This window comes from Xanthomonas sp. NCPPB 3570 (genome assembly GCF_056725115.1).
Map to the genome: position 1 here is coordinate 2,234,374 of NZ_CM161513.1, position 25,447 is coordinate 2,259,820.

Below are 25,447 nucleotides of genomic sequence, written 5' to 3' on the forward strand. Positions count from 1 at the left end.
GCAACTCAATGCAAGAATCCGGCCAGTTTCGATTCGATGTTGCGCGGGTTCTCGCCCTGGGCGATGGCGATCAACCCTTCGATGATCATTTCGCGCTCGCCGCAGCTGTGCTTGATCACGCTCTTGAGCTTGGCGGCCATCGGCAGGAACAGCAGGTTGGCCGAGGCGATGCCGTAGATGGTGGCGGTGAACGCGGCGGCGATGCCGTGGCCGAGCTTGCTCGGGTCGGCCAGGTTCTTCATCACCGCGATCAGGCCAAGCACCGCGCCGATGATGCCCAGGGTCGGTGCGTAGATGCCCATGCCCTCGAACACCTTGGCCGCGGCCAGGTCGCAATGTTCCTGGCCTTCCAGGTCGATCTCCAGCATGTGCCGGATGGCTTCCGGCTCCACGCCGTCCACCAGCATCTGCAGGCCCTTGCGCACGAACGGATCCTGCTGCTGCGGCACCTGGTTCTCCAGCCCGAGCAGGCCCTGGCGGCGCGCGATGTTGCTCCATTCCACAATCTGCTTGAGCAGCGCCTGGCGATCGCTCGGCGGCGGCCACAGGATCCACTTGGCGATCTGGAACGCACGGCGGAACACGGACGGCGGGGTATGCACCAGGATCGCGGCGACGGTGCCGACGATCACGATCACGAACGCAGCCGGCGACCACAGCGCCGAAATGCCGGCGCCCTTGAGGATGCTGCCGCCGATGAGCGACAGAATCGCCAACAGCAGGCCGATGAGACTGAGCTTGTCCATGCAGGAGGTATCGGCCAGGGGCCAGGGGACTTGATGGGGGCGGGATTCGGGAGTCGGGATTTGGGATTGGCAAGAGCGCGAGGGCGCAGGGTTGGTCGGTGTGTCGTAGGAGCGGCTTCAGCCGCGACGCGCGGACCTTGGCGCGTTGCCTAAGCACAATCGTTCGGATCGTCTCGGCAATTGGCACTGCGCCGCGCGTGCTATCGCCAATCCCAGCCTCACCGCGTCGCGGCTGAAGCCGCTCCTACGGCGGAATCAGGGAAAACGAGGCCCCAGGGAAGCCGCCGTTGCGAATCCCCACTCCCGAATCCCCAATCCCGGCCCCTCAAGCCTTCAAGCCATCCACATCCAGGATCAGCGCCAGGCGGCCGTCGCCGATGAGGGTGGCGCCGGCGTAGCCGGGCAGGCCGCGCAGGGAGCGCGGCAGCGGCTTGATCACCACTTCCTCGCGGCCGCGGACCTGGTCCACGACCAGGCCCATGCGCGATTCGCCGGCCTGCAGCACCACCACGGTGAGCAGCGGCAGTTGCGGGGCGTCGATGTTGAGCCACTGGCGCAGGTCCACCAGCGGCAGGGTGTGCGATTGCCGGTCGAGCACGGCGCGGCCGTCGAACCAGCCCAGCGAGCGGCGCGGGGCGTGCAGCACTTCCACCACGCGCGCCAGCGGCAGCGCATAGACGGTGTCGCCGGCCTGCACCAGCAGGGTCGGCAGGATCGCCAGGGTGAGCGGCACGCGGATCAGGAAGCGGCTGCCGCGGCCCAGTTCCGACTGGATCTGGATCTGGCCGCTGAGTTCGCGGATGCGCGACTGCACCACGTCCATGCCGACGCCGCGGCCGGAGATGTCGGTGACCTCGGACTTGGTCGAGAAGCCGGGCAGGAACACCAGGTGCAGGCATTCCTCGGTGGTCAGGCGGGCCGCGGCCTCGGGGTCGATCAGGCCCTTCTCGCGGGCCTTGGCGCGCAGCCGTTCCGGGTCGATGCCGGCGCCGTCGTCCTGCACCTCGATGCTGACGTAGTCGCCTTCCTGCTGCGCCGACAGGCGCACGTGGCCGCCGCGCGGCTTGCCGGTGGCTTCGCGCAGCGCCGGGGCTTCGATGCCGTGGTCGATCGCGTTGCGCACCAGGTGCACCAGCGGATCGGCCAGCGCCTCGACCAGGTTGCGGTCCAGTTCGGTGTCGGCGCCGATCAGCTCCAGTTCCACTTCCTTGTTGAGCGAGCGGGCGACGTCGCGCGCCACCTTGGGGAAGCGCGAGAACACCTTGCCGACCGGCTGCATGCGCGTGCGCATCACCGCCGACTGCAGGCGCGCGGTGGCGATGTCCAGGCTGCTGACCGCGCGGTCCAGTTCCTCGTCGCGCAGGCGCACGCGCAGGGTCTTGAGGCGGTTGCGCGAGAGCACCAGTTCGCCGATCAGGTTGACGATCGCGTCCAGGCGCTTGGTGTCCACGCGCACGGTGTGCTCGGGCTCGGCGGCCTTGGCCGGGGCGGCCGCGGCCTTGGGCGCGGCGCTGGGCGCACGCGGCGCCGGCTGCAGCGCCTGCGGCGTGGCCGCCGGCGGCGCATCGCCGTGCAACTGGTCCAGCAGCGCCTCGAATTCGTCGTCGCTGATCAGGTCGGCATCGCCCGCGGCGGCCGCGGGCGCCTTGGCGGCGGGCGCCGGCGCGGCGCTCTTGGCCGGCGCCGGCGCCGGCGCGGCGTCGCCGTGCGCGTCGAACTGCGCGATCAGCTCCGCCGGCGCGCGCGGCGGCTCCTGGCCGCTGCCGAAGGCGTCCAGCATCGACTGCAGGTAGTCCAGCGACTGCTGCGCGGCGTCGAAGTGCCGCGCCTGCAGGGTGGCCTGGCCGGCGCGGGCCATGCCCAGGGTTTCCTCCGCGGCGTGGCACAGCTCGACCATGGCGTTGATCGCCAGGAAGCCGGCGCCGCCCTTGAGCGTGTGGAAACCGCGGAACACGGCGTTGAGCTGGCCGCTGTCCTCGGGCGCCTGCTCCAGCGACACCAGCTGCTCGCCGAGCCGGTCCAGGATTTCCTGGGCCTCGATGATGAAGTCGGCAGCGATGTCGTCGGGTACGGCGCTCATGGCTAGAGCCTGCCGACGCGATTGGAACAGGCCACGTTGCCGTGTCCGGTTCCCAGGTGGTTGCGCGCGGCGCCGCGACAGGCCGACCGCCTGTTCAAGCCGTGCGCGGCCGCCTGGGGGCCGGACACGGCAACCCGAAGGGCCGCGCTTGGGTGCGCGCGAACCTGCGTCATCATTTGGTCGTTTGTTGACATAAATTCCCTCATTCTTCTCGCCGCGCGCACCCAAGTGCGGCGTGGCCTATTCCAATGGCGTGGGCAGGCTCTAGAGTCCCAATCCGGACAGCAGGTCGTCGGCGTCGTGCTGCGACACGCCGTGGCGGTCCAGGCCGGGCAGGGCCGGACCGGCCAGGCTGCCGTCGGCCTTCTTGTTTTCTTCCTTCGGCGGCAGACCCAGCGCGCCGAAGCCTTCGTGCACGCGGCGCACGATGCCGGCGACGCGGCGGATGATCTGCCCGGTCAGGTCCTGGAAGCTCTGCGCCAGGGCCATTTCGGTGAGGTTGTGGCGGATCTTGTCGAGGATCTCGCTCTGGTCGCCGCTGAGGCCGCCGGCGGCGAGCTGGTCGGCCAGCGCACGGCATTCCTCGGCCAGGTCCAGGGTGCGGTGGCTGGCCTGTTCGGTCATCTCCACCACGTGGTCCAGGCGCGAGCAGGCGTCGTCCAGCTCGCCGGCCTCGCTGGGCACCACCGGCAGTTCGCCGAGCGCCTGCCCCAGATCGCGCGCGAGCCGGCTCAGGCCCTGCATCATCGGCCGCGTGCGCCAGGCGGCGAGGGTGTCGATCTCCCTGCGCCAGCCGGCCTCGTCGCCGTTTTCCAGCGCGTCCAGCGCGCCTTGCAGGCGTTCGATCAGGGCGGTACGTTCGGCGGTGGCTTCCATTTAGGCGGTCGCTCCCAGGCGTTCGAAGATCTTGCCCAGCTTCTCCTGCAGCGTCTGCGCGGTGAACGGCTTGATGATGTAGCCGTTCACGCCGCACTGTGCGGCCTCGATGATCTGCTCGCGCTTGGCCTCGGCGGTCACCATCAGCACCGGCAGGTGCTTGAGCTTGTCGTCGGCGCGGATGTTGCGCAGCAGATCGATGCCAGTCATGCCCGGCATGTTCCAGTCGGTGACCACGAACTCGAACGGCGCCGAGCGCAGCGCGGCCAGGGCGCTGTTGCCGTCTTCGGCCTCGGCGGTATTGGTGAAGCCCAGATCGCCGAGCAGATTCTTGACGATGCGTCGCATCGTCGAGAAATCGTCCACGATCAAAATCCGCATGTTCTTGTTCACCACTGACTCCTAAGGGTTCCTATTCTTCGTCTTCCAGACCGGCATCGGCGACCTCGAACGCCTTCAGGCGTCCGCGCAACCGTACCGTGGCCTGGCCATGGATCTGACACACGCGCGACTCGCTGACCCCGAGCACCGCGCCGATTTCCTTGAGGTTCAATTCCTGCTCGTAGTACAGCGACAGCACCAACTGCTCGCGTTCGGGCAACTGCGCGATCGCCTTGCCCAGCTCGCGGCCGAATTCGCTGCGCTCGAGCATCTGCTGCGGATTGGGTCCGCCCTTGGCGATGGTATCCAGTTCGCCATGGTCCTCGATGCGCGACTCCAGGCTCAGCACCTGGCCGCGGGCGGCATCTTCCATCAAACGCAGGTATTCGGGAAGCGGCATGTCCATCGCCGCGGCCACTTCGTTGGCGGCGGCGGCGCGGCCGGTGCTCTGTTCGATCTTGCGGATCGCCGAGGCGGCGTCGCGGGCGCGGCGGTGCACCGAGCGCGGCACCCAGTCGCCACGGCGGATCTCGTCGATCATCGCGCCGCGGATGCGGATCGAGGCATAGGTCTCGAACGAGGCGCCCTGTTCGGCGTCGTAGCTGCGCGAGGCCTCGATCAGGCCGATCATGCCGGCCTGGATCAGATCGTCGATCTCGACGCTGGCCGGCAGCCGCGCCGCCAGGTGGTGGGCGATGCGCCGGACCAGGTCCGAGTGCTGGGTGATGTAGTCGTTGGCGCTGTTGCGCTGGACGGCGCGGTAGTGGGCGGCGGCGTTCATGCGGCCACCCCACGCTGGATGATGCGTTCGACGAAGAACTCGACGTTGCCGCGCGGGGCGGTCGGCGCCTGCCAGCGCGCGGTGCGCCGGGCGATCTCGCTGATCGCCTGCGCCGACGGGCTGGACGGGTAGGCCTTGACCACCGGCTGCTGGCGCTGCACCGACAGGCGCAGCCAGTCGTCCTGCGGCACGCAGCCCAGGTAGTTCAGCGACACGTCGCCGAGGAACTTCTCGCAGACCCGGCTGAGCTTGTCGTACAGCAGGCGGCCTTCGTTGAGGTCGCGGACCATGTTGGCGACGATCTGCACCCGGTCCACGCCGCGCTCGCGCGAGAGAACCTTGATCAATGCGTAGGCGTCGGTGATCGAAGCCGGCTCGTCGCAGACCACCACCACCGCGTCCTGCGCGGCCTGGCAGAACGTCAGCACGCTGTCGGTGATGCCGGCGGCGGTGTCGACGATCATCACGTCCAGCTCGCGCTGCAACTCGGAGAACACGTTGACCAGGCCCACGTGCTGGGCCGGCGGCAACTCGGCCATGTAGCGGCGGCCGGAGGCGGCGGGCACCACCATCAGCCCGTTGGGCATGTCGATCAGCACCTCTTCCAGGGTGCAGCGCCCGGCGACCAGGTCGGCCACGGTGAACTTGGGGGTCAGCCCCAGCAGCACGTCGACGTTGGCCAGGCCCAGGTCGGCGTCCAGCAGCAGGGTGCGCTTGCCCATGTCGGCCAGCGCCATGGACAGGTTGACCGAGATGTTGGTCTTGCCCACGCCGCCCTTGCCGCCGGTCACGGCGATGGTGCGCACCGGACCCAGCGGTTCGCTGCGCGTCGCCGACAGGGGGAAGGCATTGGTCAGATTGACGTAGTCACGCGACGGCATGGGTCTGCTCCGGAGTACAGGGCTTATCGGCAGCGCGCCGCAAATCTTCAAGGCGCAATACCAGGCTGGCGGCGTTGGCGCGGTGCAGGTCGTCCGGCACACGCTGTCCATCGGTCACCCAGGTGATGGGGAGGCGGTGGTCCACGACCACCGACAAGGCACTGCCGAACCGCCCGGTCTCGTCCAACTTGGTCATGATGACCCCCTGTGGGTCGGCGCCGGCGAACCGGCGCACCACCTCGTCCAGGTCGGAGAAATGGGCGTTGGCGGGGAGTACCAGCAAGGATCGGACCACCCGCGAGGCGCGCAGCCAGTGCAGCTGGGCAGCCAGGGCGCGGTCGCGCTGGCCCATGCCGGCGGTGTCGATCAGCACCAGCTTGTAGTCGGCCAGGCGCTCCAGCAGCTGCTGCAGCGCGGCGTCGCTGTCGGCCTCGTGCACGGCGATGCCGAGCTGGCGGCCGTAGCTGTGCAGCTGTTCGCGGCCGCCGACGCGGATGGTGTCGGTGGTGACCAGGGCCACGTCGCGGGCGGCATGGCGCTCCAGGAAGCGCGAGGCCAGCTTGGCGATGGTGGTGGTCTTGCCGGCGCCGGTGGGGCCGATCAGGGCGATCACGCCGCCTTCCTCGAGCGGGTCCAGCGGGGCGATCGGCAGGCGCTTGGACAGCAGGCCCAGCATCAGCCCGCGGCCGCGGTGCAGCTCCAGGTCGGCGGGGATCTGCATGACCACGTCGCGGGTGATGCCGCTGTCGAAGCCGTAGTCGTCCATCAGCTCCAGCGCCTGGGCACGGACCGGCGAGCCACGCAGGCGCTCGTCGGTGAGGCGGTTCATCTCGCGCTCGATCATCTGCCGCATCAGCGCCAGTTCGTCGCGCAGCTGCGTCAATTGTTCGTCGTTCTGCGGGGCGGGGAAGGTCGGCACCGCCGCCAGCGTGGCGGCCGCCGGGATTCCGGCAGCGGCCGGCGCGTCGGCCTTTGCCACGCTCGGCGCGGCCGGGGCCGGAGCCGTGCTCGGGCTCGCCAGCGGGGTCAGCGCCACCGCGGCGACGTCGTCGCGCCAGGCCGGCATGGCCTCGGCGGCCGGCGCCGGGGTCGCGAACGGGCTGGGCATGGGCACGCTGATCGGGGCGTTGCGGAACACGTCCTCGGGGATGCTGAACTCGGCGCGGCCGGTGACCGGTGCCGCGGCCTTGGCCGGGGCGGCCTGGCGTGCGGCGGCAGCCGGGGCGGCCGCGGCGGGCATCGCCGAGGCGGCCAGCGCCGCCGGCTGGGTCAGCGGCCGTGTGGCGGAAGCGGCCGGCGCGGCACTGCCGCGGCGCTCGCTGATCGCGGCCATCATCGCCATCGCCGGGCTGGCGGCGGCGCTGTCGTTACGCGCAGCGCGCGGGGCGGGAGCGGCCGGTGCCTGCGCGGCCGCGGCGCGCGGCGCCTCGTCCGGGCGCACCGCATCCAGCGCCCGCTGCACCAGTGCCTCGTCGTAGTTGCTGGCGGCGACGATCTCGATGCCCTCGTCGGTACGCCGATTGGACAGGATCACCGCATCCGGCCCGTGCTCGTCGCGCACCATCCGGAAGGCGGTGCGCATGTCGGGGGCGACAAAGCGTTTGATCTTCATGGTTGGAAGCCGGGATTGGGGATTGGGGATTGGGGATGGAGCGCGGATACGGTCACGGCCTGGCTTGCGCCCGATCGCCTTGCTTTGGTTGTGTTCGATGCCTTCACTGCTGTCTCTCTCCGCTCGCATGGGCCGCTATTGCGAATCCCCAATCCCGAATCACCAATCCCTGCAACATCAACTGATCGTCCCCACCAGCTTCAGCCGCTTGTCCTCCGGCACTTCGCTGTAGGACAGGACCGACAGCGCGGGGACGCTGTGGCGGACCAGGCGGGCGAGGGCGGCGCGGACCTGCGCCGGGACCAGCACCACGGCCGGTTCGTTGCGCGCCTCCTGCTTGCTCACGCAGTCCGCCAGACTTTGGTGCAAGCGCTCGGCCAGTCCGGGTTCCAGCGCCGCGCCGTTGCCCTGGGTAGAGTCCTGCAAGACACGTTCCAATTGCGGGGCCAGGGTGAACACCGGCAGTTCCGGGGCCATGCCGGCGATCTCCTGGACGATGAACCGGCCCAGGGCGTTGCGGACGGCGGCGGTGAGCGCGCCGGGTTCCTGACTCTGCGGGGCGTGCTCGACCAGGGCCTCGACGATCTTGCGCAACTGCCGCACCGGGATCTTCTCGATCAGCAGGTTCTGCAGCACCCGCACCACCACCGACAGCGGCAACGCCTTGGGGGTGAGGTCCTCGACCAGCTTGGGCGCGCTCTTGGCCAGGGTCGCCAGCAGCTGCTGCACTTCCTCGTGGCCGAGCAGTTCCGGGGCGTGCTCGCGGATCAGGTGCGAGAGGTGGGTGGCGATCACCGTGGCCGGGTCGACCACGGTGTAGCCCATGGTCTCGGCCTGGGCGCGCAGGTGCGGCTGGATCCAGATCGCATCCAGGCCGAACGCCGGGTCCTTGCCGGGGATGCCGTCGATCTTGCCCAGCGCGCCGCCCGGATCCAGCGCCAGTTCGCGGTCCGGGTGGATGTCGGCGGTGGCCACCGGCACGCCATGCACCAGCAGGCGGTAGGCGTTGGCCGGCAGTTCCAGGTTGTCGCGGATGTGCACCGGCGGCACCAGGAAGCCGATGTCCTGGGTCAGCTTGCGGCGCACGCCCTTGATCCGCGCCATCAACTCGCCGCCCTGGGCCTTGTCCACCAGCGGGATCAGCCGGTAGCCCACTTCCAGGCCCAGCGGGTCGATCGGGCGCAGTTCGTCCCAGCCCAGTTCGGCGTTGGCCTGGGCCGCGGCCGCGGCCTGCGGCGCCGCCTCGGCGGCGGCCGGGGTCGGCTGCAGGCTGCGCTTCCACATCTTCCAGGCCAGCACGCCCAGGATCAGCGCCAGCGTCAAGAAAGCGACGTTGGGCATGCCCGGGATCAGGCCGACCAGGCCCAGGATCGCCGCGGCCACCGCCAGCGCCTTATGCTGGCCGAACACCTGGCCCATCATCGAGGCGCCCATGTCCTGCGAACGCGAGGCACGGGTGACCAGCATCGCCACCGCCGAGGACACCAGCAGTGCCGGCAGCTGCGCGACCAGGCCATCGCCGATCGACAGCAGGGTGTAGGTGGAGGCGGCCTGCGCCACCGGCATGCCATGCTGCAGGACGCCGACCGCCATGCCGCCGATCAGGTTAATGAACAGGATCAGGATGCCGGCGATGGCGTCGCCGCGGATGAACTTGCTGGCGCCGTCCATCGAGCCGTAGAAGTCCGCTTCCTCGCGCACCTCCTCGCGGCGGGCCTTGGCTTCCTCGCGGGTCAGCAGGCCGGCGTTGAGGTCGGCGTCGATCGCCATCTGCTTGCCGGGCATGGCGTCGAGGATGAAGCGCGCGGTCACTTCCGACACGCGCCCGGCGCCCTTGGTGATGACCACGAAGTTGATGATGGTGAGGATCGCGAACACCACGATACCGACCGCATAGTTGCCGCCGATCACGAATTCGCCGAAGGCCTCGATCACCTTGCCGGCCGCGCCGTGGCCGCCCTGGCCGTTGATCAGGATCACACGGGTGGAGGCCACGTTCAGCGCCAGGCGCAGCATCGTGGTCATCAGCAGCACGATCGGGAAGATGCTGAACTCCAGCGGCCGCTTCACGTACACCACCGCCAGCAGCACCATCAGCGAGATGGCGATGTTGAAGGTGAACAGGGCGTCCAGCACCGGGGCGGCCAGCGGCACCACCACCATCGCCAGCATCAGCAACACGATCACCGGGGCGCCGAGCCCGTGCTTGATCATGTCCATCACTTTGCGCGTGTTCATCTGCGCGGCAGGCTGGCTCATGGCTGGCTCCCCGGGGCGAATTCATCCACTTCCAACGGCGGCAACGGCGGCATCGGCCCGCTGCGCCAGGCGCGCAGCTGGTAGACGTACGAGAGGACCTGCGCCACCGCGGAATACAGTCTCACGGGAATTTCCTTGCCGAGTTGGCCTTCCCTATACAAGGCGCGTGCCAAAGGCGGCGCCGAGATCACCGCCACGCGGTGCTGCTCGCCGACCTCGCGGATGCGGAAGGCGATCTCGTCCACGCCCTTGGCGACCACGGTGGGCGCGCGCATGCGCCCGCTCTCGTACTTCAGCGCCACCGCGTAGTGGGTGGGGTTGACCACCACCACGTCGGCCTTGGGCACGGCTTCCATCATCCGCCGCTGCGACATCTGCATCTGCATCTGGCGAATGCGGCCCTTGACCTCGGGGCTGCCGTCGTTTTCCTTCATTTCCCGGCGCACTTCCTCCCGGGTCATCTTCAATTTGCGGATGTAATTCCACTTCTGATAGGGCGCGTCGATCGCGGCCAGCAGCGCCAGCGCGCCGGCGGTGTACAGCAGCAGCCGCAGGGTGAAGCCCAGGCCGTGGCCGATGGCCTGTTCCAGCGGCTGCAGCAGCAGGCCGCGCAGGAAGTCGGTGCTGCCCCACAGGCACAGCATCGCGGCGCCGCCGACGAAGCCCATGCGCAGGATCGACTTGAGCAGCTCGACGATGGTCTCGGCGCCGTACATGCGGCTGAGCCCGTTCATCGGGTTGAGCCGATCGAACTTGGGGATCAGCGCCTGGCCGGAGAAGCGCAGGGTGCCCATCAGCACCGGCGCGGCGAAGCTGGCCGCCAGGCAGATGCCGACCAGCGGCAGCACCACCCAGAGCAGGTTCAGCAGCAGGTCGCCGAAATGGCCGAACATCGCCTCCGGATGCTCGCGCATCGACAGGTCCGGGCGCAGCGCCTGTTTCAGCCAGGCCACCGCCCCGGCGGTCATGGAGGTGGACAGGCCCATCAGGGCGAAGACGCCGGCGCTGAACACCGCGGCCGTCGCCAGCTCGCGCGAGTGCGGGATGTTGCCCTGTTCGCGGGCTTCGCGCAGGCGTTTGTCTGTTGGCTGTTCTGTGCGCTCTGCGCCTTCTTCGCTCTCGGACATCGGGGGTGCGCTCGGCCAGGATCGACCCTGCGCCCTGCAAGGACCGTGCCGGTCCCGGAAGCGAGGCAGGGCGGCGCCGCGGCGCGTCGCTTGGCGTCCGCTAGGCCGGCTGCAGTTCCACCCGGTCGCGGCCCAGGCGCTTGGCCTGGTAGAGGGCGGCGTCGGCGCGCGCCAGCAACTGCTGCAGCGGCTCGCCAGGCCGGTACCAGGCCACGCCGATCGAGGCGGTGATCGCCAACTGCCGCTCGCCGATGCGCAGCGGCTGCCCGGCGATGATGGTGCGCAGGGCCTGCAGCCGGTCGCCGCAGCTCGTCGGCAATCCGGGCAGCACCGCCAGCAGTTCCTCGCCGCCGTAGCGGCCGACCAGGTCGGCGTCGCGCAGGTTGGCGCCCAGGCGCCGCGCCACCTCGATCAGCACCGCGTCGCCGACCAGATGGCCATGCTCGTCGTTGATCCGCTTGAAGTGGTCGAGGTCGATCATCGCCACGGCCAGCGGCGTCTGTTCGGCGTCGCTGCGGCGCATCTGCGCAGCCAGCGCCTCGAGGATGCCGGCGCGGTTGAGCAGGCCGGTGAGCGCGTCGTGCGAGGCCTTCACCGCCAGCGCGGCGCGGGCGATCTCCAGTTCGCGCTTGTCGTGCTCCAGTTCCTCGGTGCGCCGCGCCACCAGGTCGGCCAGTTCGCGCTGGCGCTGGTGCAGGCGGCGTTCGCGCCAATGCAGCAGCGCCACCGCCAGGCCGCCACCGAGCAACAGATACAGCGCCAGCATCGGCTGGCTGCGCCACCACACCGGCGCCACCGAGAACGCCACCCGCAGCGGCGCCGAGGCGCTGCGCCGGTAGGCGTCCAGCAACTGGACTTCCAGCACGTAGTCGCCCGGTGCCAGTGGCGGTTGCTCGAATTCGAAGTTGGGCGTGTGCAGCCAGCGGGTATGCGCGCCCTCGAAGCGATAACGGAAGCTGATGCGGTTGCGTTCGTCGTACAGGTCCGGCGAACCGACTGCGATATGCAGGGGATCCTCGCTCCAGCGCAGGCGCGCGCCGGCGGCGATGGGTACACCGCCGCGGCTGAATTCCTTGAGCGCCAGCCGCGGCGCCCGCGCCGGGAACAGCCGTGCCGGATCCAGCAGATGGGTGACGCCACGGCTGCTGCCCAGCCACACCGATCCGTCGTGGTCCTCCAGGAAGGCCGACTCGGACATGTCGTTCCAGAGCAGGCCCTGCGCCTGGGTCAGCCGTGCCCAGGCGCGTCCGTTATAGACGTCCACGCCCTGGTTGTGGCTGATCCAGATCCAGCCGTTGCGGGTGCGGCGCAGGTTGTAGATATACAGGCCGCTCAACTCCGCGTCGGCCGGCGCCAGGTGCAGGGTGTCGCCGTCGAGCCGCCCTTGCCAGGCACCGGGGCCGTACAGGCTAGCCCAGGCCTGGCCGTCGTCCAGGACCAGCAGCTTGCTGAGGGCCGGCTGCGCCGGCGCGCTGTCGGCGACCAGCCGGATCGGGGTCCAGGTGTCGCCGCGCAGGCGGAACAGCCCGGCGGCGCCGGTCACCAGCATGCTGCCGTCGTGGCGCTGCTGGATATCCGAGTACTCGCCGCCAGGCAGCGTCGACAGCCGTTGCGGGACAGCGTCTGCAGTCGCCTGCGTCAGCAGGTAGACGCCGTCGTCGGTGAGGATCCAGACGCGGTCGGTCGCGTCCACGAACAGTTGCTTGGCGATCACCATCCGCTGGCGGCCGCCGCTGTGCAACGGCGGATACGCACGCAGCAGCCGGCCCTGCACGTCGTAGTGACGCAGCACGCCGATCGAACCGATGCTCCACAGCGTGCCGTCCGCGGCGCGGCGCAGGCCGATCATCTGCGCGCCGTTGTCGCTGGCCCAGCGCTGGAAGCGGCCGTCCTCGCGCAGCCGGTCGACACCGCCCTCGTTGCCGATCAGCAGTTGGCCGTGCTGGGTACGCTGGATGCTCCAGGTCGGCGCCCGGCTGATGCCCTGCGACACATCCCAGTTCTCGATCCAGCCATAGCCGTTCCAGCGCAGCACGCCTTCGCCGTCCATGCTCAGCCACAGGTCGCCGGCCTGGTCGAAGCGCATGGCGACGAGGTTGCCCTCGGGCAGGCCGTTGCGACGGTCGAAGGTGCGCCAGTGCCTATCTTCCCAGCGCGCCAGGCCGTGGTTGGTGCGCACCAGCACGCGGCCTTGCGGGTCGAGCAGGATCGGCGCGCGCCATGTCACCAGGGTCGGCCCCTGCAGACCAGGGGGTGTCTGCTCCTGGAAGCGCGTCGCGCCGGCCGGCAGCCGCATCACCTTGTTGCTGCCGACGACCCACAGGCTGCCGGCGCGGTCCCGCACCGCGTTGCGCCAGAAGTCGGGCGGCAGGCCGTGGGCCTGGTCGTAGCGGGTGGCGTGGCCGTCGGCATCGACCCGGCACAGGGCCTTGGCGCAGCCCAGCCACAGCGTGTCGTCGACGACGAACTGGTCGTGGATGTCGGCCAGCTCCGGTTGCCGCGCCAGCGTCGCCGCATCGAACAGGGGCCGCAGCTCCCATCCGCTGGCATCGGCCTTGCGCACCGCGCGTAGGAGGCGGCGGTCGTCCAGCACTACCATGCCCCAGGCAGGGGCGGCCAGGCGCGGGCGATTCAACTTTCGATGCGACGGCGTGCTGTCGTGTTCCAGTGGGATCCACCGCGCCGGCGCGCCGTCGTCCACATAGATCGCATCGAAGGTGGCCACCCACAGCCGCCGCTCGGCATCTTCGGCGGCATCGGAGATGTAATGGCCACCCCGGCCCTGCAGCGTCACTTGCTGGAACTGGTCGCCGTCGAAGGTGTACAGCCCGCTTTCGCTGCAGACCAGCAGGCTGCCGTCGCGCCGCTGCAGCAGGCAGGTGCCGGCCAGGCCGAGCAGGCCCTGGTCCTGTGCGTAGTGCCGCAACGGGATGACTTGGGCCTGCGTGGACCCCATGCAGGTCAGGGCGGACAGCAGCAGCCAGAGCGGCCACCACAGGGATCGACCCATGACCGTGCGCATACGACGCTCAGCCGCCGCCGCGCCGCCGTGGGACACGGCGAGGGCAGGCACGAGCGGACGCTGGCGAGCGATAGGGCATGGCGTGCGGCGAGCGATGGGCGAAGGGACGGACCGCGGCGATCGGCGGTATCCGGGACGGTCGGCGGTGCCGCCGCCCATCCTGGCGCGCCAACGATAGCCTTCTGCCGGTATCGGCCGCGTTGTGCTGCAGCTTGAGTCCCGGCTATGCGGTCAGCGCGCGCGCGGCGTTGAAGGCGGCATCGAACAGGCGCTGCACCGGCGGCCCCATCTCGCCGACCAGCACCGCCAGCAGCGCCAGGCCCAGTACCACCGCCACCGGCAGGCCGAGCTGGATCGGGTTCAGCGACGGCGCCGCCTTGGCCAGCGCGCCGAAGGCCAGGTTCACCGCCATCATCGCCACCATCACCGGCAGCGCCAGGGTCACCGCCCCGCGCATGATGCTCATGAAGAAGTTCGGCGCGACCGAGGCCATGGCCTGCGCATCGGGCAGGGCGGTGCCGATCGGCAGCGCCTTGTAGCTTTCCACCAGCAGCGACACCACCGCCAGATGCCCGTTGGCGGTGAAGAACATCATGCCGAAGGCCAGGTAGAACCACTGGCCGATCACCGGCGAGTTGACTCCGCGCAGCGGATCGGCCATCTGCGCGAAGCCCAGGCCGGTGCTCTGCGAGACCAGTTCCCCGGCCATCGCACCGGCTTCGAAGATCATCCGCAGCATGAAGCCCATGCTGGCCCCCACCGCCAGCTCCCGGGCCACGCTGAGCACCACCGCGGCATTGAACCCATCCCAATCCGGCACCGGCGGCAGGATCGGCGCCAGCGCGATGGCCAGCGTCCCGGCCAGGATCACCCGCACCCGCCCCGGCACCGCCTTGCTCCCGACCATCGGCATCACCGTCAACATCGCCCCGATCCGCAGCATCGTCCACAGCACCGCCCCGATCATCGCGAACGCCCGCGATCCATCGACGACCATTTGCGTGGCGGCATCCATCAGCCCGAGATCCCGGCAGACATCACGAAGGAACGGCCAGCGCCTACTACGTAACGCGAGAGGCCCGCAGCCGAAGACGCACCAGCGAGTCCGCGAACAACAACTGAAACCGCACGACCGGCACTCAAGGCAACGCCCACATGGCCGCAGCTATAGCTTTTGCTTTTGCCGTTGCCGTTGCCGTTGTTTTTGCTGTTGTTTTGCTCTTGCTCCACCGGGTCCCCTCCGCAGCGGCGGAGCTGGCGGGCAAAACCCCCCGCAGGGGGGCGGCGCACATGGATGTGCGCCGTTTTCGGCCGGGGCAGGATGCCCCGTCCGAAAATCCCGTGAGCGGAGCGGACCCGCGTAGCGGGCGCGAAGGCGGGGTGTGCTTTCTTTTGGTTACTTTTCTTTGCACAAGCAAAGAAAAGTGACTCGCCGCCAGGCGAAAGCTTTTGCTTTTCAAACGGCTCGCCGTAAGGCGAAAGATATTGCCGTTTCCCAGACAAAAGCGATCCAATCGCGAGACGGTGGCTCAGAGCAGCCATCCCCGCTACCCAATCAAATGCGGAATACGCTGAAACAGCATCGTCGTGTACTCCACCAGATGCGCCAGCAACATGCTCCCCGTCGCGAACAACATCGCCGTCAACGCCACCACCTTCGCGATGAACGCAATGGTCGGCTCATTGAGCTGCGTCGCCGCCTGGAACACACCGATCACCACACCCACCGCCAACATCGCCAGCAACAACGGCCCCGCCACCCACAACACCGTGATCAACCCGCCACGCAACTCGGTCAACGCCAGCTCCGGACTCATGGCTCAGACCCCGTTGAAACTGGCGGCCAGCGTGCCGACCGTCAGCACCCACCCGTCGACCAGCACGAACAGCAGGATCTTGAACGGCGCCGAGATCAGCATCGGCGACATCATCATCATGCCCATCGACATCAGCACGCTGGCCACCACCAGATCGATGATCACGAACGGGATGAAGATCAGAAAGCCGATCTCGAACGCCGTCTTCAGCTCGCTGGTGACGAACGAGGCCACCAGCACCTGGAACGGCACCGCATCCGGGCCGCTGTAGGTGCCATTGCCGGCCATGCCGGCGAAGGTCATCAGATCGGTCTCGCGCACCTGCGCCAGCATGAACGCGCGCAGCGGCTGCGTGGTCAGCGTCCACGCGGTCTGGAAATCGATCTGGCCGTTGAGATACGGGCTCATGCCCTGGCCCCAGGCCTTTTCCCACACCGGCATCATCACCAGCGCGGTCAGGAACAGCGCCAGGCCCATCAGCACCTGGTTGGACGGCGTCTGCCCGGTACCCAGCGCCTGCCGCAGCAGGCCGAGCACGATGGTGATGCGGGTGAAGGCGGTCAGCACCAGCAGCAGCGACGGCAGCAGGGTGATGGCCGTCATCAGCAGCAGGGTCTGCAGCGGCAGGCTCACCGGCTGCGCGCCGATCTTGCCGACGTTGACCTCCGGCAGCGAGGGCAGGGTGGGCGCGGCGTTCTGCGGGGCCTGCGCGGTCGGCGTGGTGGCCGGCGCCGGCTTGGCCTGCGCCCAGGCGAACGCGGGCAGCAGGCTCAGCGTCAACAGGATCAGCAGCAGGCGCAGGCGGCGGGCGTTGCGGTTCCAGAAAAACGGCATGGTCATTTGTCCTTGCGCAGCTTTTGCGCCAGAAGCTGGGCGAAATCGGGAAGCTGCTTGAACTGCTTGATCGAGGGCAGGGTCGGCGCGGGCGCCTGCGGCAGCGGCTCGGGCAGGTGATGCAAGGTGCGTACCCCGCCGGGCGAGACGCCGAGCAGCAGCTGTTCGCCGTTGACCTCGACCACCACCACCCGTTCCTTGGCGCCGACCGCCAGGCTGGCGACCACGCGCAGGCCCTGCGCCGGGCGGAAGCCGCTGCCGGGCAGGCGCTTGAGCACCCAGGCCATGGCCAGGATCAGCCCCAGCACCAGCAGCAGCGCGAACACCGCACCGACCAGGCTGGGCGCCGACGGCGCCGCGCTGCCGACGCCCGAGCCGTGCTTGGCGGTCTGCGCGGCGACGGCGAGCAGCAGGCTCACCGCAGTCTCCGGATGCGCTCGCTGGGGCTGACCACGTCGGTCAGGCGCACGCCGAAGCGGTCGTTGATGGTCACCACCTCGCCGTGTGCGATCAGGGTGCCGTTGACGTACACGTCCAGCGGTTCGCCGGCGCCGCGCTCCAGCTCCACCACCGAGCCCTGGTTGAGCTGCAGCAGGTTGCGGATCGGGATGCGGCTGCGGCCCACTTCCAGCGACAGGGTCACCGGCACGTCCAGGATCACGTCCAGGTTCAGGTCGTTGGACTCGGCCATGGCATCCGGCTGCAGGCTGTCGAACTGGGCCGGCGCCGGCTGGGTGGGATCGGTCTGGGTCATGGCAGGTCTTCCTGGAGAGCGGGGCGGCGGCGCAGCGCGCCGGGGGGATGGGTGGCGGTGATCTTCACCGCGTTCTGGCCGTGCGAGATGCCGAACTCACCGGTGAACACCGGGATGTTCTCCACGCACAGCGGTACCTGCTTGGGCAGGTCGATCGGCAGCACGTCGCCGATCTTCAGCCGGGTCAGCTCGCGCAGGCTCATCTGTTTCTGCGCCAGCACGCTGGAAATGGTCACCTCCGAGCCGAACAGCTGCTCGCGCAGCATGATGTTCCAGCTCTCGTCGCGGTCCACGCGGTCGCTCTGGATGCCGGCGTCGAGCAGTTCGCGGATCGGCTCCAGCATCGAGTACGGCAGAGTCACGTGGATCTCGCCGCCGCCGCCTTCCAGCTCCACGTGGAAGCGGCTGACCACCACGTACTCGCGCGGGGTGACGATGTTGGCGAAGTGCGGGTTGACCTCGGAATTGAGGTACTCGAACTCCACCTCCATCACCGGCGCCCAGGCTTCGGCCAGGTCGGCGAAGGTCTGCTTGAGCATCAGCTGGATCACCCGCATCTCGGTGGGGGTGAACTCGCGGCCCTCGATGCGGGTCGGGTAGCGGCCGTCGCCGCCGAAGAAGTTGTCGACCACGGTGAACACCAGGGTCGGCTCGAACACGATCAGGCCGGTGCCGCGCAGCGGCTTGAACTTGATCAGGTTCAGGTTGCTCGGCACGTACAGCGAGTGCATGTAGTCGTTGAACTTGATCAGATCGATGCCGCGCACCGACAGGTCGGCCGAGCGCCGGATCAGGTTGAACAGGCCGATCCGCCACAGGCGGGCGAAGCGCTCGTTGACCATCTCCAAGGTCGGCATGCGCCCACGGATGATCCGGTCCTGGCTGGAGAAGTCGTAGCTGCGCGCTTCGCCCGGCTCGGCCGGCGCCGGCTCGGTATCCACCACGCCGGCGTCGACGCCATGCAGCAGGGCATCGATCTCGTCTTGGGAGAGCAGGTCGGTCATCGCGGCGGCGCCTTACTGGGTGACGAAGCTGGTGAACAGCAGTTCTTCCACGCACTTCTTGCCGGTCTCGGCGGTCATCAGCTTCTGCGCGGTGGCCAGCGCCTCGGCCTGCAGCTTCTTGCGGCCGTCGATGTTGGCGATGTCGGTCGCCTGCACCTGCGAGAACAGCATCAGCAGGTTGGCGCGGATCGCCGGGGCGTTCTCGGTGATCAGCTTCAGCTCTTCCGGGTCGCGGGTCATCAGCTGCACTTCGAGCTGCAGATAGTGCGGGCCGTCTTCCGCGCCGCCGTTGAGGTTGACCACGAACGCCGGTTCCATCGGGAAGTACTGCGCCGGCTTGGGAATCTCGGCGGTCTTCGCCTCGGCCTTGGCGTGGCCGCCCTCGGGCTTCTTCAGGAAGAAGAACGCACCGGCACCGCCGCCGCCCAGCACCAGCACCGCCGCAACGACGATGATCAGCAGCTTCTTCTTCGACTTGCCGCCTTCCGGGGCGTCCTTGGCGTCTTTCTTGGATTTGTCGGCGGCTGACACAGAGCGGGCTCCTGAAGGGGGTCTGCCCCTGAGGATGCAATCACCGTGCCGAAACCGGGCGCCTGGCGCGCCGGGTGTTTGACGGTGGCGCCGAGCGCCCATGCAGGCGCGGGCGAGACCCTTGCGGGGCAACGGGTTCGGGCAGGGGAAGCGTTGCGGCCCCGACGCACTCCCCCGAGATACGCCGGGGCCGTCGCCCCCTGCACCACACACATCGCCCCATCCGGGGCGGCGGCTACGCCGCCAGGATCAGGCGTAGGCGTCGAGCAGGCCGCGCTGGCGCAGGACCACCGACGGAATCCCGACGCTGCCGGACAGGTCGTCGCCCAACTCGCTGCCGCCGAGGCTGCTGCCGCCCCGCGACGTGCCCTGCGGATTGGCCTGCTGTTGCTGCGGCTGCTGCTGGCCGACATCGGCCTGGCCGAGCTGGAAGCCGTGCTGGCCGAGCATGTCGCGCAGGCGCGGCAGGCTGTTCTCCAGCGCCTGGCGCACGTCGGCCTGGGCGCTGCTGAAGCTGGCGTTGACCTGGTCGCCGGTCATGTGCAGGCGCACCTCGACCGGGCCCAGCTCGGCCGGATTCAGCTTGATGTGGGCATGGCCGATCTTCTGGTCGGCGAGCCAGCTGATGCGCGCGCCCAGCTCCTCGTCGAACTGGTTGCCGTGCAGGTTCGGGGTCGGCGTCGGCGAGCCGGTGAACGGCTGCGGATCGGTCAGCCGGGTCGTGGCGTGCAGCGGCGCCGCCGCCGCGGTCGGCACGATGGCGCTGGGGTCGGCGGCGGGCGCGGCGTCGCCGCTCTCGCCCGTCTTGCCGCCGGCCGCGGCGGCGATGGCGGCCAGTGCCGCCAGCGGGGCCGCGGTGTCGCTGCCGCCGGCCTTGTCGCCCGACCCGGCCTGCGCCAGCAGCATCGCGCCGAAGCCGCCGGCGGCGGACGCGGGCGCGGTGCCAGCCGTCGCGGCAGCGCTGCCGGCGGTGGCGGCGTTGGGATCGGTGGCACCGGCCGCGGTCTGCGCGGCGGCGTCGCCGCCGAGCAGGGCGCCCACGCCATTGGCCACGGCGCCGGCGACGCCGACCGCCAGCCCGGCCGCCGCACCCAGCGGGGTCGCGGAGGCGGCCGGCAGGACCGCCGCGCCGATCGCCGGCAGCAGGCCCAGGCCGATGCCGGCCAGCCCGGCCGGCGGCCAGGCGCTGTCGTCCGGCTTGGCGTCGTCGCGCTTGTCCTCGTTCTTGGCCTTGTCCTTGCCCGTGGCCTTGGTCTCGGTGCTGCTCTTCTCGTTGTCCTGGGCGACCTTGTCGCCGGCCTGCGCGCTGCGCGCCGGATCGCTGGCGGTGTCGTCCGCGGCGGCCGGGCGCTTGTCGGCCTGGTCTTTGTCGGCACCCTGCGCCGCCTTGGCCGTTTCGCGGGCGGCGGGCTTGGGCGCGGTGGTGCGCGCCGAGCCGCCGCCACCGAGCAGCTTGGCGAAGTCCTTGTCCCTGCCGCCGCTGCGGTCGCTGCCCTGGGTGTCGCTGCCGCCGCCGATCTGGCTGGCGCGGCCGCTGCCGCCCAGCGCCGAAAGCGCGTTGTTCATCGTCCGTCTCCGTCATCGTGTTCGTCGGCGGTGGCCGCCAGGCGCGCGCGGCGCGCGCCGAGGTCGTCCATCTCGCGCTGGCTGCGGCGGTCGTCGACCTTGCGTTCCTGCGCGCGGTAGCTGGCCGCGAGCTGTTCCAGCACCTGCTTGTCGCGGCTGGCCAGCAGCAGCCGGCTGCGTTCCATCTCCACCTTCTCGCGGTTGCGGTCCACGGTCTGGCATTGCTGCTGCACCGCGCTCTCCAGCCGGTCCAGGAAGGCGCGGCGGTTGGCCAGTTGCGCCAGGCTGGTTGCGGCCATCTGGCTGTTGGCGTACTCCTCGGCGTAGCGGCGCAGTTCCTCCAGCCGCGACTCGTGGGTGGCCAGGGCGCGCTGGCGCTCGGCGAGATCGCGGGCGACCTCGTCTTCGTGCTGCTGGGCGCGGCGGAGCAGGGGATCGAGACGTTGCGATTGCATCATGGCTTAGTTCTCGCGGTCGACCAGGCGCTTGAGGGCGGCCTGGCTGTGGGGCAGATCTGCGGCTTTGGCGACGTCCTGTCCGAGGAATTCCATGATCTCCGGCCAGCGCTCCAGCGCTTCGTCCACGGCCGGATCGTTGCCGCGCTGGTAGGCGCCGATGGTGATCAGGTCGCGGTTGGCCGAGTACGCGGCCACCAGCCGCTTCAGCGAGCGGATGCGCATCCGCCACGGCTCGTCGGCGATGTCTTGGACCACGCGGCTGACCGAGGACTCGACGTCGATGGCCGGATACAGGCCGCTGTCGGCGACGCGCCGCGACAGCAGGATGTGGCCGTCGAGGATGGCGCGCGCGGCGTCGGCGATCGGGTCCTGCGGATCGTCGCCTTCGGTGAGCACGGTGTAGAAGGCGGTGATCGAGCCGCGGCCCTTGGCGCCGTTGCCGGCGCGCTCGACCAGCGCCGGCAGCTTGGCGAACACCGACGGCGGGTAGCCGCGGGTGGTCGGCGGCTCGCCCACCGACAGGCCGATCTCGCGCTGCGCCTGGGCGAAGCGGGTCAGCGAGTCCATCAGCAGCAGCACGTTCAGGCCCTGGTCGCGGAACCATTCGGCGATGGCGGTGGCGCGGTAGGCGCCGTGCAGGCGCGCCAGCGGCGGGCGGTCGGCCGGGGCGGCGACCACCACGGCGCGGCGCAGGCCTTCCTCGCCCAGGGTGGTCTCGACGAAATCGCGCACTTCGCGGCCGCGTTCGCCGATCAGCCCGACCACGATCACGTCGGCGGCGGTGTAGCGGGTCATCATGCCCAGCAGGGTGGACTTGCCGACGCCGGAGCCGGCGAACAGGCCCACGCGCTGGCCGCGGCCGATCGGCAGCAGCGCGTTGATCGCGCGCACGCCCACGTCCAGCGGGGTGGTGATGGGTTCGCGCGCCAGCGGGTTGATCGACACGCCGGCCATGCCCACCGAACCTTCGGCGCGGATCGGGCCCTTGCCGTCCAGCGGCACGCCGTCCGAATCGATGACCCGGCCTAGCAGGCCTTCGCCCACTTCCACGCCGCCGCGGCGGTGCAGCGGCACCACCCGCGCGTTGGGCAGCAGGCCGTGGGTTTCGGCGCTGGGCATCAGCGAGGTGCGGTCGCCGGAGAAGCCGACCACTTCGGCATCGACCCAGCCGCCGTCGACCTCGACCTTGCAGGTGGCGCCCATCGGCGCCTCGCAGCCGACCGCTTCCAGGGTCAGGCCGACCGCACGGCGCAGGATGCCCTCGCGGATCAGGCCGCGGCCGGCGGCCGCGTCCAGGTCGAGCTTGCCCAGGCGGCCGGCCAGGCGCAGGTTGCGCGCATCCAGCCAGTCGCCGGGGTGGGTGCCGGACAGCGCGCTCACAGGCCCGCTCCGGACTTGCGCATCACCGTCTCCAGCGCCGCGCGCAGGCGCGCCTCGAGGGTGCCGTCGATGCGCACCGATTCGGCGTGCACGCGCAGGTCGCCGCGGCTCAGGCTCAGGTCCGGCACCAGCCGGATGCCCTGGTCCATCAGCGTCAGCAGCGGGGTCAGCGCGGCGATGTCGTCCGGGTGCAGGCGCACCTCGACGTCGCGGCGCGCGCCGCCGACCGCGTCCAGTGCCTCGGCGACCAGCTCCGACAGCAGCACCGGGTCGGCCTGGTAGGCGCGGCCGACCAGGCTGCCGGCGATGCGCACGGCCAGTTCGCCGAGCGCACCGACCACTTCGTTCTCCAGCCGCGCCAGCGGCCGCGAGAAGTTGTCCAGGATGCCTTCGATCTGCGCGGTCAGGCGGCGGATCTCGGCCTGGCCCTGGGCCAGACCCTCGGCGTGGCCGCGTTCGAAGCCTTCGTGCTGGGCCGCGGCCTCGATCGCCTGGATCTCCTCCAGGCTCGGCGGGCGCAGTACCGGCTCGTCCGGCAGCACATCCTCGTACGGCTGCGCCGCCAGCGGGGGCGGGGCATCGAGTTCCGGCGCCAGCCAGCGCACCACGTTGCCGTTCATACCATGGCCTCCGCACCGCTGCCGCCGAGGCTGATCACGCCCTCATCGGCCAGGCGCCGCACGATCGCCAGGATCTCCTTCTGCGCGGCCTCCACGTCGGACAGGCGCACCGGGCCGCGCGCCTCCATGTCTTCCAGCAGGATCTCGGCGGCGCGCTGGGACATGTTCTTGGTGATCTTGTCGCGCACCTTGATGTCGGCGCCGCGCAGGGCCAGGCCGAGGCGGTCGCCGCTGACTTCGCGCAGCATGGTCTGCAGCCCGCGGTCGTCCAGCTCCACCAGGTTGTCGAACACGAACATCAGGTCCTGGATGCGGCTGCCCAGGTCGGCGTCGATCTTGCTGATCGCCGACAGCACGCCCTGGTCCGACCCGCTGTCCAGGAAGTTGAGGATGTTGGCGGCGACCTTGACCCCGCCCACGTTGGACGACTTCAGGTTCTGGTTGCCGGAGAACTGCCGCTCCATGATCTCGTTGAGCTCGTTGAGCGCGTGCGGCGGGATGCCGTCGAGGGTGGCGATGCGCATCAGCACGTCGGCGCGGGTGCGCTCGGGCAGCAGCTTCAGCGCTTCGGCGGCCTGGTCGCTGTCCAGGTGCGCCATCACGATGGCGATGATCTGCGGGTGCTCGTTGCGCACCAGGTCGGCGATGGAGCGCGGGTCCATCCACTTCAGGGTGTCCAGGCCGGTGGTGTTGCGGCCCAGCAGGATGCGGTCGATCAGGCTGCCGGCCTTGTCGGCGCCCAGCGCCTGCACCAGCACGTTGCGGATGTAGTCGTCGGCGCCCACGCCCAGCGAGGTCTTGCTGCCCAGCTCGGCGTTGAACTCCTCCATGACCTTCTCGACCTGGTCGCGCGAGATGCCGCTCAGCGTCGCCATGGCGATGCCGATCTTCTGCACCTCCTTGGGGTCCATGTGCTTGAGCACCTCGGCCGCATCGGCCTCGCCGAGCGACAGCAGCAGCACGGCGGCGCGCTGGGTGCCATTCATTGCATTCGCATCAGGCTTCACTGGCGACCCATCCCTTCACGACCTGCGCCACGCGCTTGGAATCCTGTTTGACCGCTTCGCGGGCCTGACGCAACCGCTCTTCGTAGGCGTCGGGCAGGGCGATGGCGGGGTTGCCGCCAGCGCCGCCGCTGAGGCTGGCGGTGTCCTCGCCCAGCGACGGCAGCAGCGGGTTGTCGTCGTCGAGCATCGACAGCTTGGCGTCGCGCGGCTCGCCGCCCTCGCGGTCGTGGCCTACGGCCGCGGCCGGTGCGGGACCGGCGATCTGGCGCAGCGCCGGGCGCAGCACGCCGAACAGCAGCGCCAGCACCACCGCCGCACCCAGCACCAGGCGCGCGACGTTCATCACCCGCGGATCTTCCCACCAGCCGGGCTTGTCGGTCGCTTCCGGGGCCTGGCGGACGAACGGGGCGTTCATCACCGAGACGGTGTCGCCGCGTTCGGCATTGAAGCCCACCGCCTGCTTGACCAGGCCTTCGATGCGGGTCAGCTCGGCGGCGCTGAGCGCCTGCTCGGTCATCTTGCCCTTGGCGCCGGGCCGCATCACGTGGTCCACCAGCACCGCCACCGACACGCGCTTGATGCGTCCGGCCGGCTGCCGGGTGTGCTGCAGGGTGCGGTCCAGCTCGTAATTGCGGGTGGCGCTCTTGGAGCTTTCGGTCGGGGTCGCGGCGGCGGCCTGCTGGGTGCCGGTGGTGCCCGCGGCGGGCGGGGCGCCGGTGGCGCCCGGCTGGCCCGGCGCGCTGCCCGGCGAGTTGCTGGTCGCGCCGGGCGCGCCCTGCGGACCGCTGGTGCTGGTGCTGCTGTCGCTGACCTGCTCGCTGCGCAGCTTCGGCGGGTCGCCGTTGTACAGCTCGCGCGCTTCCTCGACCACCGAGAAGTCCATGTCCACGTTCACTTCCGGGTTGACCCGGCCCGGGCCTGTCATCGGCTCCAGCAGTTCGCGGATGCGCTGGTTGTAGGCGCTTTCCTGGCGCCGCACCTGGTCGAACTGGGCGGCATTGAGCGCGGCGTCGCTGTTGGGGTCGGCGATGGTCAGCATGCGCCCGCTCTGGTCGACCACGGTGACGCGGTCCGGGGCCAGGTCCGGGATGCTGGAGGCGACCATGTTGACGATCGCATCGACCTGGTTGCGTTCCAGGGTGGTGCCGCCGCGCAGTTCCAGCACCACCGAGGCGCTGGCAGCCTCACGCTGGCGGGTGAACGCGCTCGGCTTGGGGATGGCCAGGTGCACCCGCGCCTCGCGCACCGGGCGCAGGCTGGCGATGGTGCGCGCCAGTTCGGTTTCCAGGGCGTGCTGGTAGCGCGCGTTCTCCACGAACTGGCTGACCCCGAAGCCGGGATCCTTCTCCATGACCTCGAAGCCCATGTTGCCGTTGTCGGTCAGGCCGGAGCCGGCCAGCTTCAGCCGCGCGTCGTACAGCTTGTCCTCCGGCACGGTGATCGCGCCGGTGGCCTGGTCGAGCTTGAACGGGATCTGCGCGGTGCGCAGCAGGTCGGTGGCTTCGGCCGTGCCTTTCTCGTCCAGACCGGTATACAGCGGGGTATAGGCCGGCTTCTGCGACCAGAAGAACACGAACAGGCCGGCCGCCACCGCCACCGCGATCATCGCCATCAGGCCGATGCGGCGGGTGAGCTGCAGGCTCTGCAGGCGGTCGAACCACGCGCCGGCCTTTTCGCTGCTGAACGTCTCTTTGCTGATCGCAAGCGCCAT

Annotated in this window: 24 protein-coding genes; all 24 read right to left on the bottom strand. The window is 69.8% G+C overall.

The window, feature by feature from the left end; translation table 11 throughout:
• Positions 1 to 5: 5 nt before the first annotated feature.
• Positions 6 to 746 carry a flagellar motor protein gene (locus AC1PLR_RS09800; protein WP_010341770.1) on the bottom strand — a complete coding sequence of 247 codons (741 nt, stop codon included), beginning with the start codon at positions 744 to 746 and terminating at the stop codon, positions 6 to 8.
• 325 nt (positions 747 to 1,071) lie between these two features.
• Complete coding sequence (locus tag AC1PLR_RS09805; protein WP_420009901.1) at positions 1,072 to 2,826, bottom strand: chemotaxis protein CheA; 1,755 nt, start codon at positions 2,824 to 2,826, stop codon at positions 1,072 to 1,074.
• Between the two features lie 264 nt (positions 2,827 to 3,090).
• Positions 3,091 to 3,702: a protein phosphatase CheZ gene (locus AC1PLR_RS09810; RefSeq protein ID WP_010341543.1), complete on the bottom strand. Its 612-nt coding sequence runs from the start codon at positions 3,700 to 3,702 to the stop codon at positions 3,091 to 3,093.
• Positions 3,703 to 4,095: a chemotaxis response regulator CheY gene (gene cheY / locus AC1PLR_RS09815; RefSeq protein WP_010341542.1), complete on the bottom strand. Its 393-nt coding sequence runs from the start codon at positions 4,093 to 4,095 to the stop codon at positions 3,703 to 3,705.
• Positions 4,096 to 4,114: 19 nt separating this feature from the next.
• Positions 4,115 to 4,864: an RNA polymerase sigma factor FliA gene (locus AC1PLR_RS09820; RefSeq protein WP_010341541.1), complete on the bottom strand. Its 750-nt coding sequence runs from the start codon at positions 4,862 to 4,864 to the stop codon at positions 4,115 to 4,117.
• Positions 4,861 to 5,745, bottom strand: a complete 885-nt coding sequence (locus AC1PLR_RS09825; RefSeq protein WP_010341540.1) for a MinD/ParA family ATP-binding protein — start codon at positions 5,743 to 5,745, stop codon at positions 4,861 to 4,863. The genes AC1PLR_RS09820 and AC1PLR_RS09825 overlap by 4 nt, the downstream gene beginning before the upstream one ends.
• The gene (gene flhF / locus AC1PLR_RS09830; RefSeq protein ID WP_481103415.1) at positions 5,732 to 7,357 is read right to left on the bottom strand and encodes a flagellar biosynthesis GTPase FlhF; all 1,626 of its coding nucleotides are present in this window, start codon (positions 7,355 to 7,357) and stop codon (positions 5,732 to 5,734) included. Before flhF ends, AC1PLR_RS09825 begins: the two co-directional genes overlap by 14 nt.
• A 177-nt stretch (positions 7,358 to 7,534) precedes the next feature.
• Positions 7,535 to 9,595, bottom strand: coding sequence for a flagellar biosynthesis protein FlhA (flhA, locus tag AC1PLR_RS09835; RefSeq protein WP_481071095.1), 2,061 nt, complete (start codon positions 9,593 to 9,595; stop codon positions 7,535 to 7,537).
• 17 nt (positions 9,596 to 9,612) lie between these two features.
• Positions 9,613 to 10,743, bottom strand: a complete 1,131-nt coding sequence (gene flhB, locus AC1PLR_RS09840) for a flagellar biosynthesis protein FlhB (RefSeq protein ID WP_481103416.1) — start codon at positions 10,741 to 10,743, stop codon at positions 9,613 to 9,615.
• 100 nt (positions 10,744 to 10,843) lie between these two features.
• Positions 10,844 to 13,753 (bottom strand): ligand-binding sensor domain-containing diguanylate cyclase, encoded by a 2,910-nt coding sequence (locus tag AC1PLR_RS09845; protein WP_481103417.1) that lies wholly within the window; start codon positions 13,751 to 13,753, stop codon positions 10,844 to 10,846.
• Between the two features lie 235 nt (positions 13,754 to 13,988).
• Positions 13,989 to 14,780 carry a flagellar biosynthetic protein FliR gene (gene fliR / locus AC1PLR_RS09850; RefSeq protein WP_209029218.1) on the bottom strand — a complete coding sequence of 264 codons (792 nt, stop codon included), beginning with the start codon at positions 14,778 to 14,780 and terminating at the stop codon, positions 13,989 to 13,991.
• Positions 14,780 to 15,307, bottom strand: a complete 528-nt coding sequence (locus AC1PLR_RS09855) for a hypothetical protein (RefSeq protein WP_481103418.1) — start codon at positions 15,305 to 15,307, stop codon at positions 14,780 to 14,782. The genes fliR and AC1PLR_RS09855 overlap by 1 nt, the downstream gene beginning before the upstream one ends.
• A 5-nt stretch (positions 15,308 to 15,312) precedes the next feature.
• The gene (locus AC1PLR_RS09860; protein ID WP_010343869.1) at positions 15,313 to 15,582 is read right to left on the bottom strand and encodes a flagellar biosynthetic protein FliQ; all 270 of its coding nucleotides are present in this window, start codon (positions 15,580 to 15,582) and stop codon (positions 15,313 to 15,315) included.
• 3 nt (positions 15,583 to 15,585) lie between these two features.
• On the bottom strand, positions 15,586 to 16,416 hold the full coding sequence (gene fliP / locus AC1PLR_RS09865) for a flagellar type III secretion system pore protein FliP (protein WP_029562219.1): 831 nt from the start codon (positions 16,414 to 16,416) through the stop codon (positions 15,586 to 15,588).
• Between the two features lie 2 nt (positions 16,417 to 16,418).
• Positions 16,419 to 16,835 (bottom strand): flagellar biosynthetic protein FliO, encoded by a 417-nt coding sequence (fliO, locus tag AC1PLR_RS09870; RefSeq protein ID WP_481098198.1) that lies wholly within the window; start codon positions 16,833 to 16,835, stop codon positions 16,419 to 16,421.
• Positions 16,832 to 17,170 carry a flagellar motor switch protein FliN gene (gene fliN, locus AC1PLR_RS09875; protein WP_010343865.1) on the bottom strand — a complete coding sequence of 113 codons (339 nt, stop codon included), beginning with the start codon at positions 17,168 to 17,170 and terminating at the stop codon, positions 16,832 to 16,834. The genes fliO and fliN overlap by 4 nt, the downstream gene beginning before the upstream one ends.
• Positions 17,167 to 18,174 (bottom strand): flagellar motor switch protein FliM, encoded by a 1,008-nt coding sequence (fliM, locus tag AC1PLR_RS09880; protein ID WP_010343864.1) that lies wholly within the window; start codon positions 18,172 to 18,174, stop codon positions 17,167 to 17,169. Before fliM ends, fliN begins: the two co-directional genes overlap by 4 nt.
• Positions 18,175 to 18,186: 12 nt before the next feature.
• Entirely contained in the window at positions 18,187 to 18,705 is a 519-nt protein-coding gene (locus tag AC1PLR_RS09885) for a flagellar basal body-associated FliL family protein (protein WP_019800353.1), read from the bottom strand.
• A gap of 249 nt (positions 18,706 to 18,954) precedes the next feature.
• Entirely contained in the window at positions 18,955 to 20,271 is a 1,317-nt protein-coding gene (locus AC1PLR_RS09890; RefSeq protein ID WP_481103419.1) for a flagellar hook-length control protein FliK, read from the bottom strand.
• The gene (gene fliJ, locus AC1PLR_RS09895; protein WP_010341649.1) at positions 20,268 to 20,729 is read right to left on the bottom strand and encodes a flagellar export protein FliJ; all 462 of its coding nucleotides are present in this window, start codon (positions 20,727 to 20,729) and stop codon (positions 20,268 to 20,270) included. Before fliJ ends, AC1PLR_RS09890 begins: the two co-directional genes overlap by 4 nt.
• 3 nt (positions 20,730 to 20,732) lie before the next feature.
• The gene (fliI, locus tag AC1PLR_RS09900; protein ID WP_481098196.1) at positions 20,733 to 22,109 is read right to left on the bottom strand and encodes a flagellar protein export ATPase FliI; all 1,377 of its coding nucleotides are present in this window, start codon (positions 22,107 to 22,109) and stop codon (positions 20,733 to 20,735) included.
• Positions 22,106 to 22,729, bottom strand: a complete 624-nt coding sequence (locus AC1PLR_RS09905; RefSeq protein WP_010341651.1) for a FliH/SctL family protein — start codon at positions 22,727 to 22,729, stop codon at positions 22,106 to 22,108. Before AC1PLR_RS09905 ends, fliI begins: the two co-directional genes overlap by 4 nt.
• Complete coding sequence (gene fliG / locus AC1PLR_RS09910; RefSeq protein ID WP_017912588.1) at positions 22,726 to 23,715, bottom strand: flagellar motor switch protein FliG; 990 nt, start codon at positions 23,713 to 23,715, stop codon at positions 22,726 to 22,728. The genes AC1PLR_RS09905 and fliG overlap by 4 nt, the downstream gene beginning before the upstream one ends.
• Positions 23,716 to 23,725: 10 nt before the next feature.
• Positions 23,726 to 25,447 (bottom strand): flagellar basal-body MS-ring/collar protein FliF, encoded by a 1,722-nt coding sequence (gene fliF, locus AC1PLR_RS09915; protein WP_481103420.1) that lies wholly within the window; start codon positions 25,445 to 25,447, stop codon positions 23,726 to 23,728.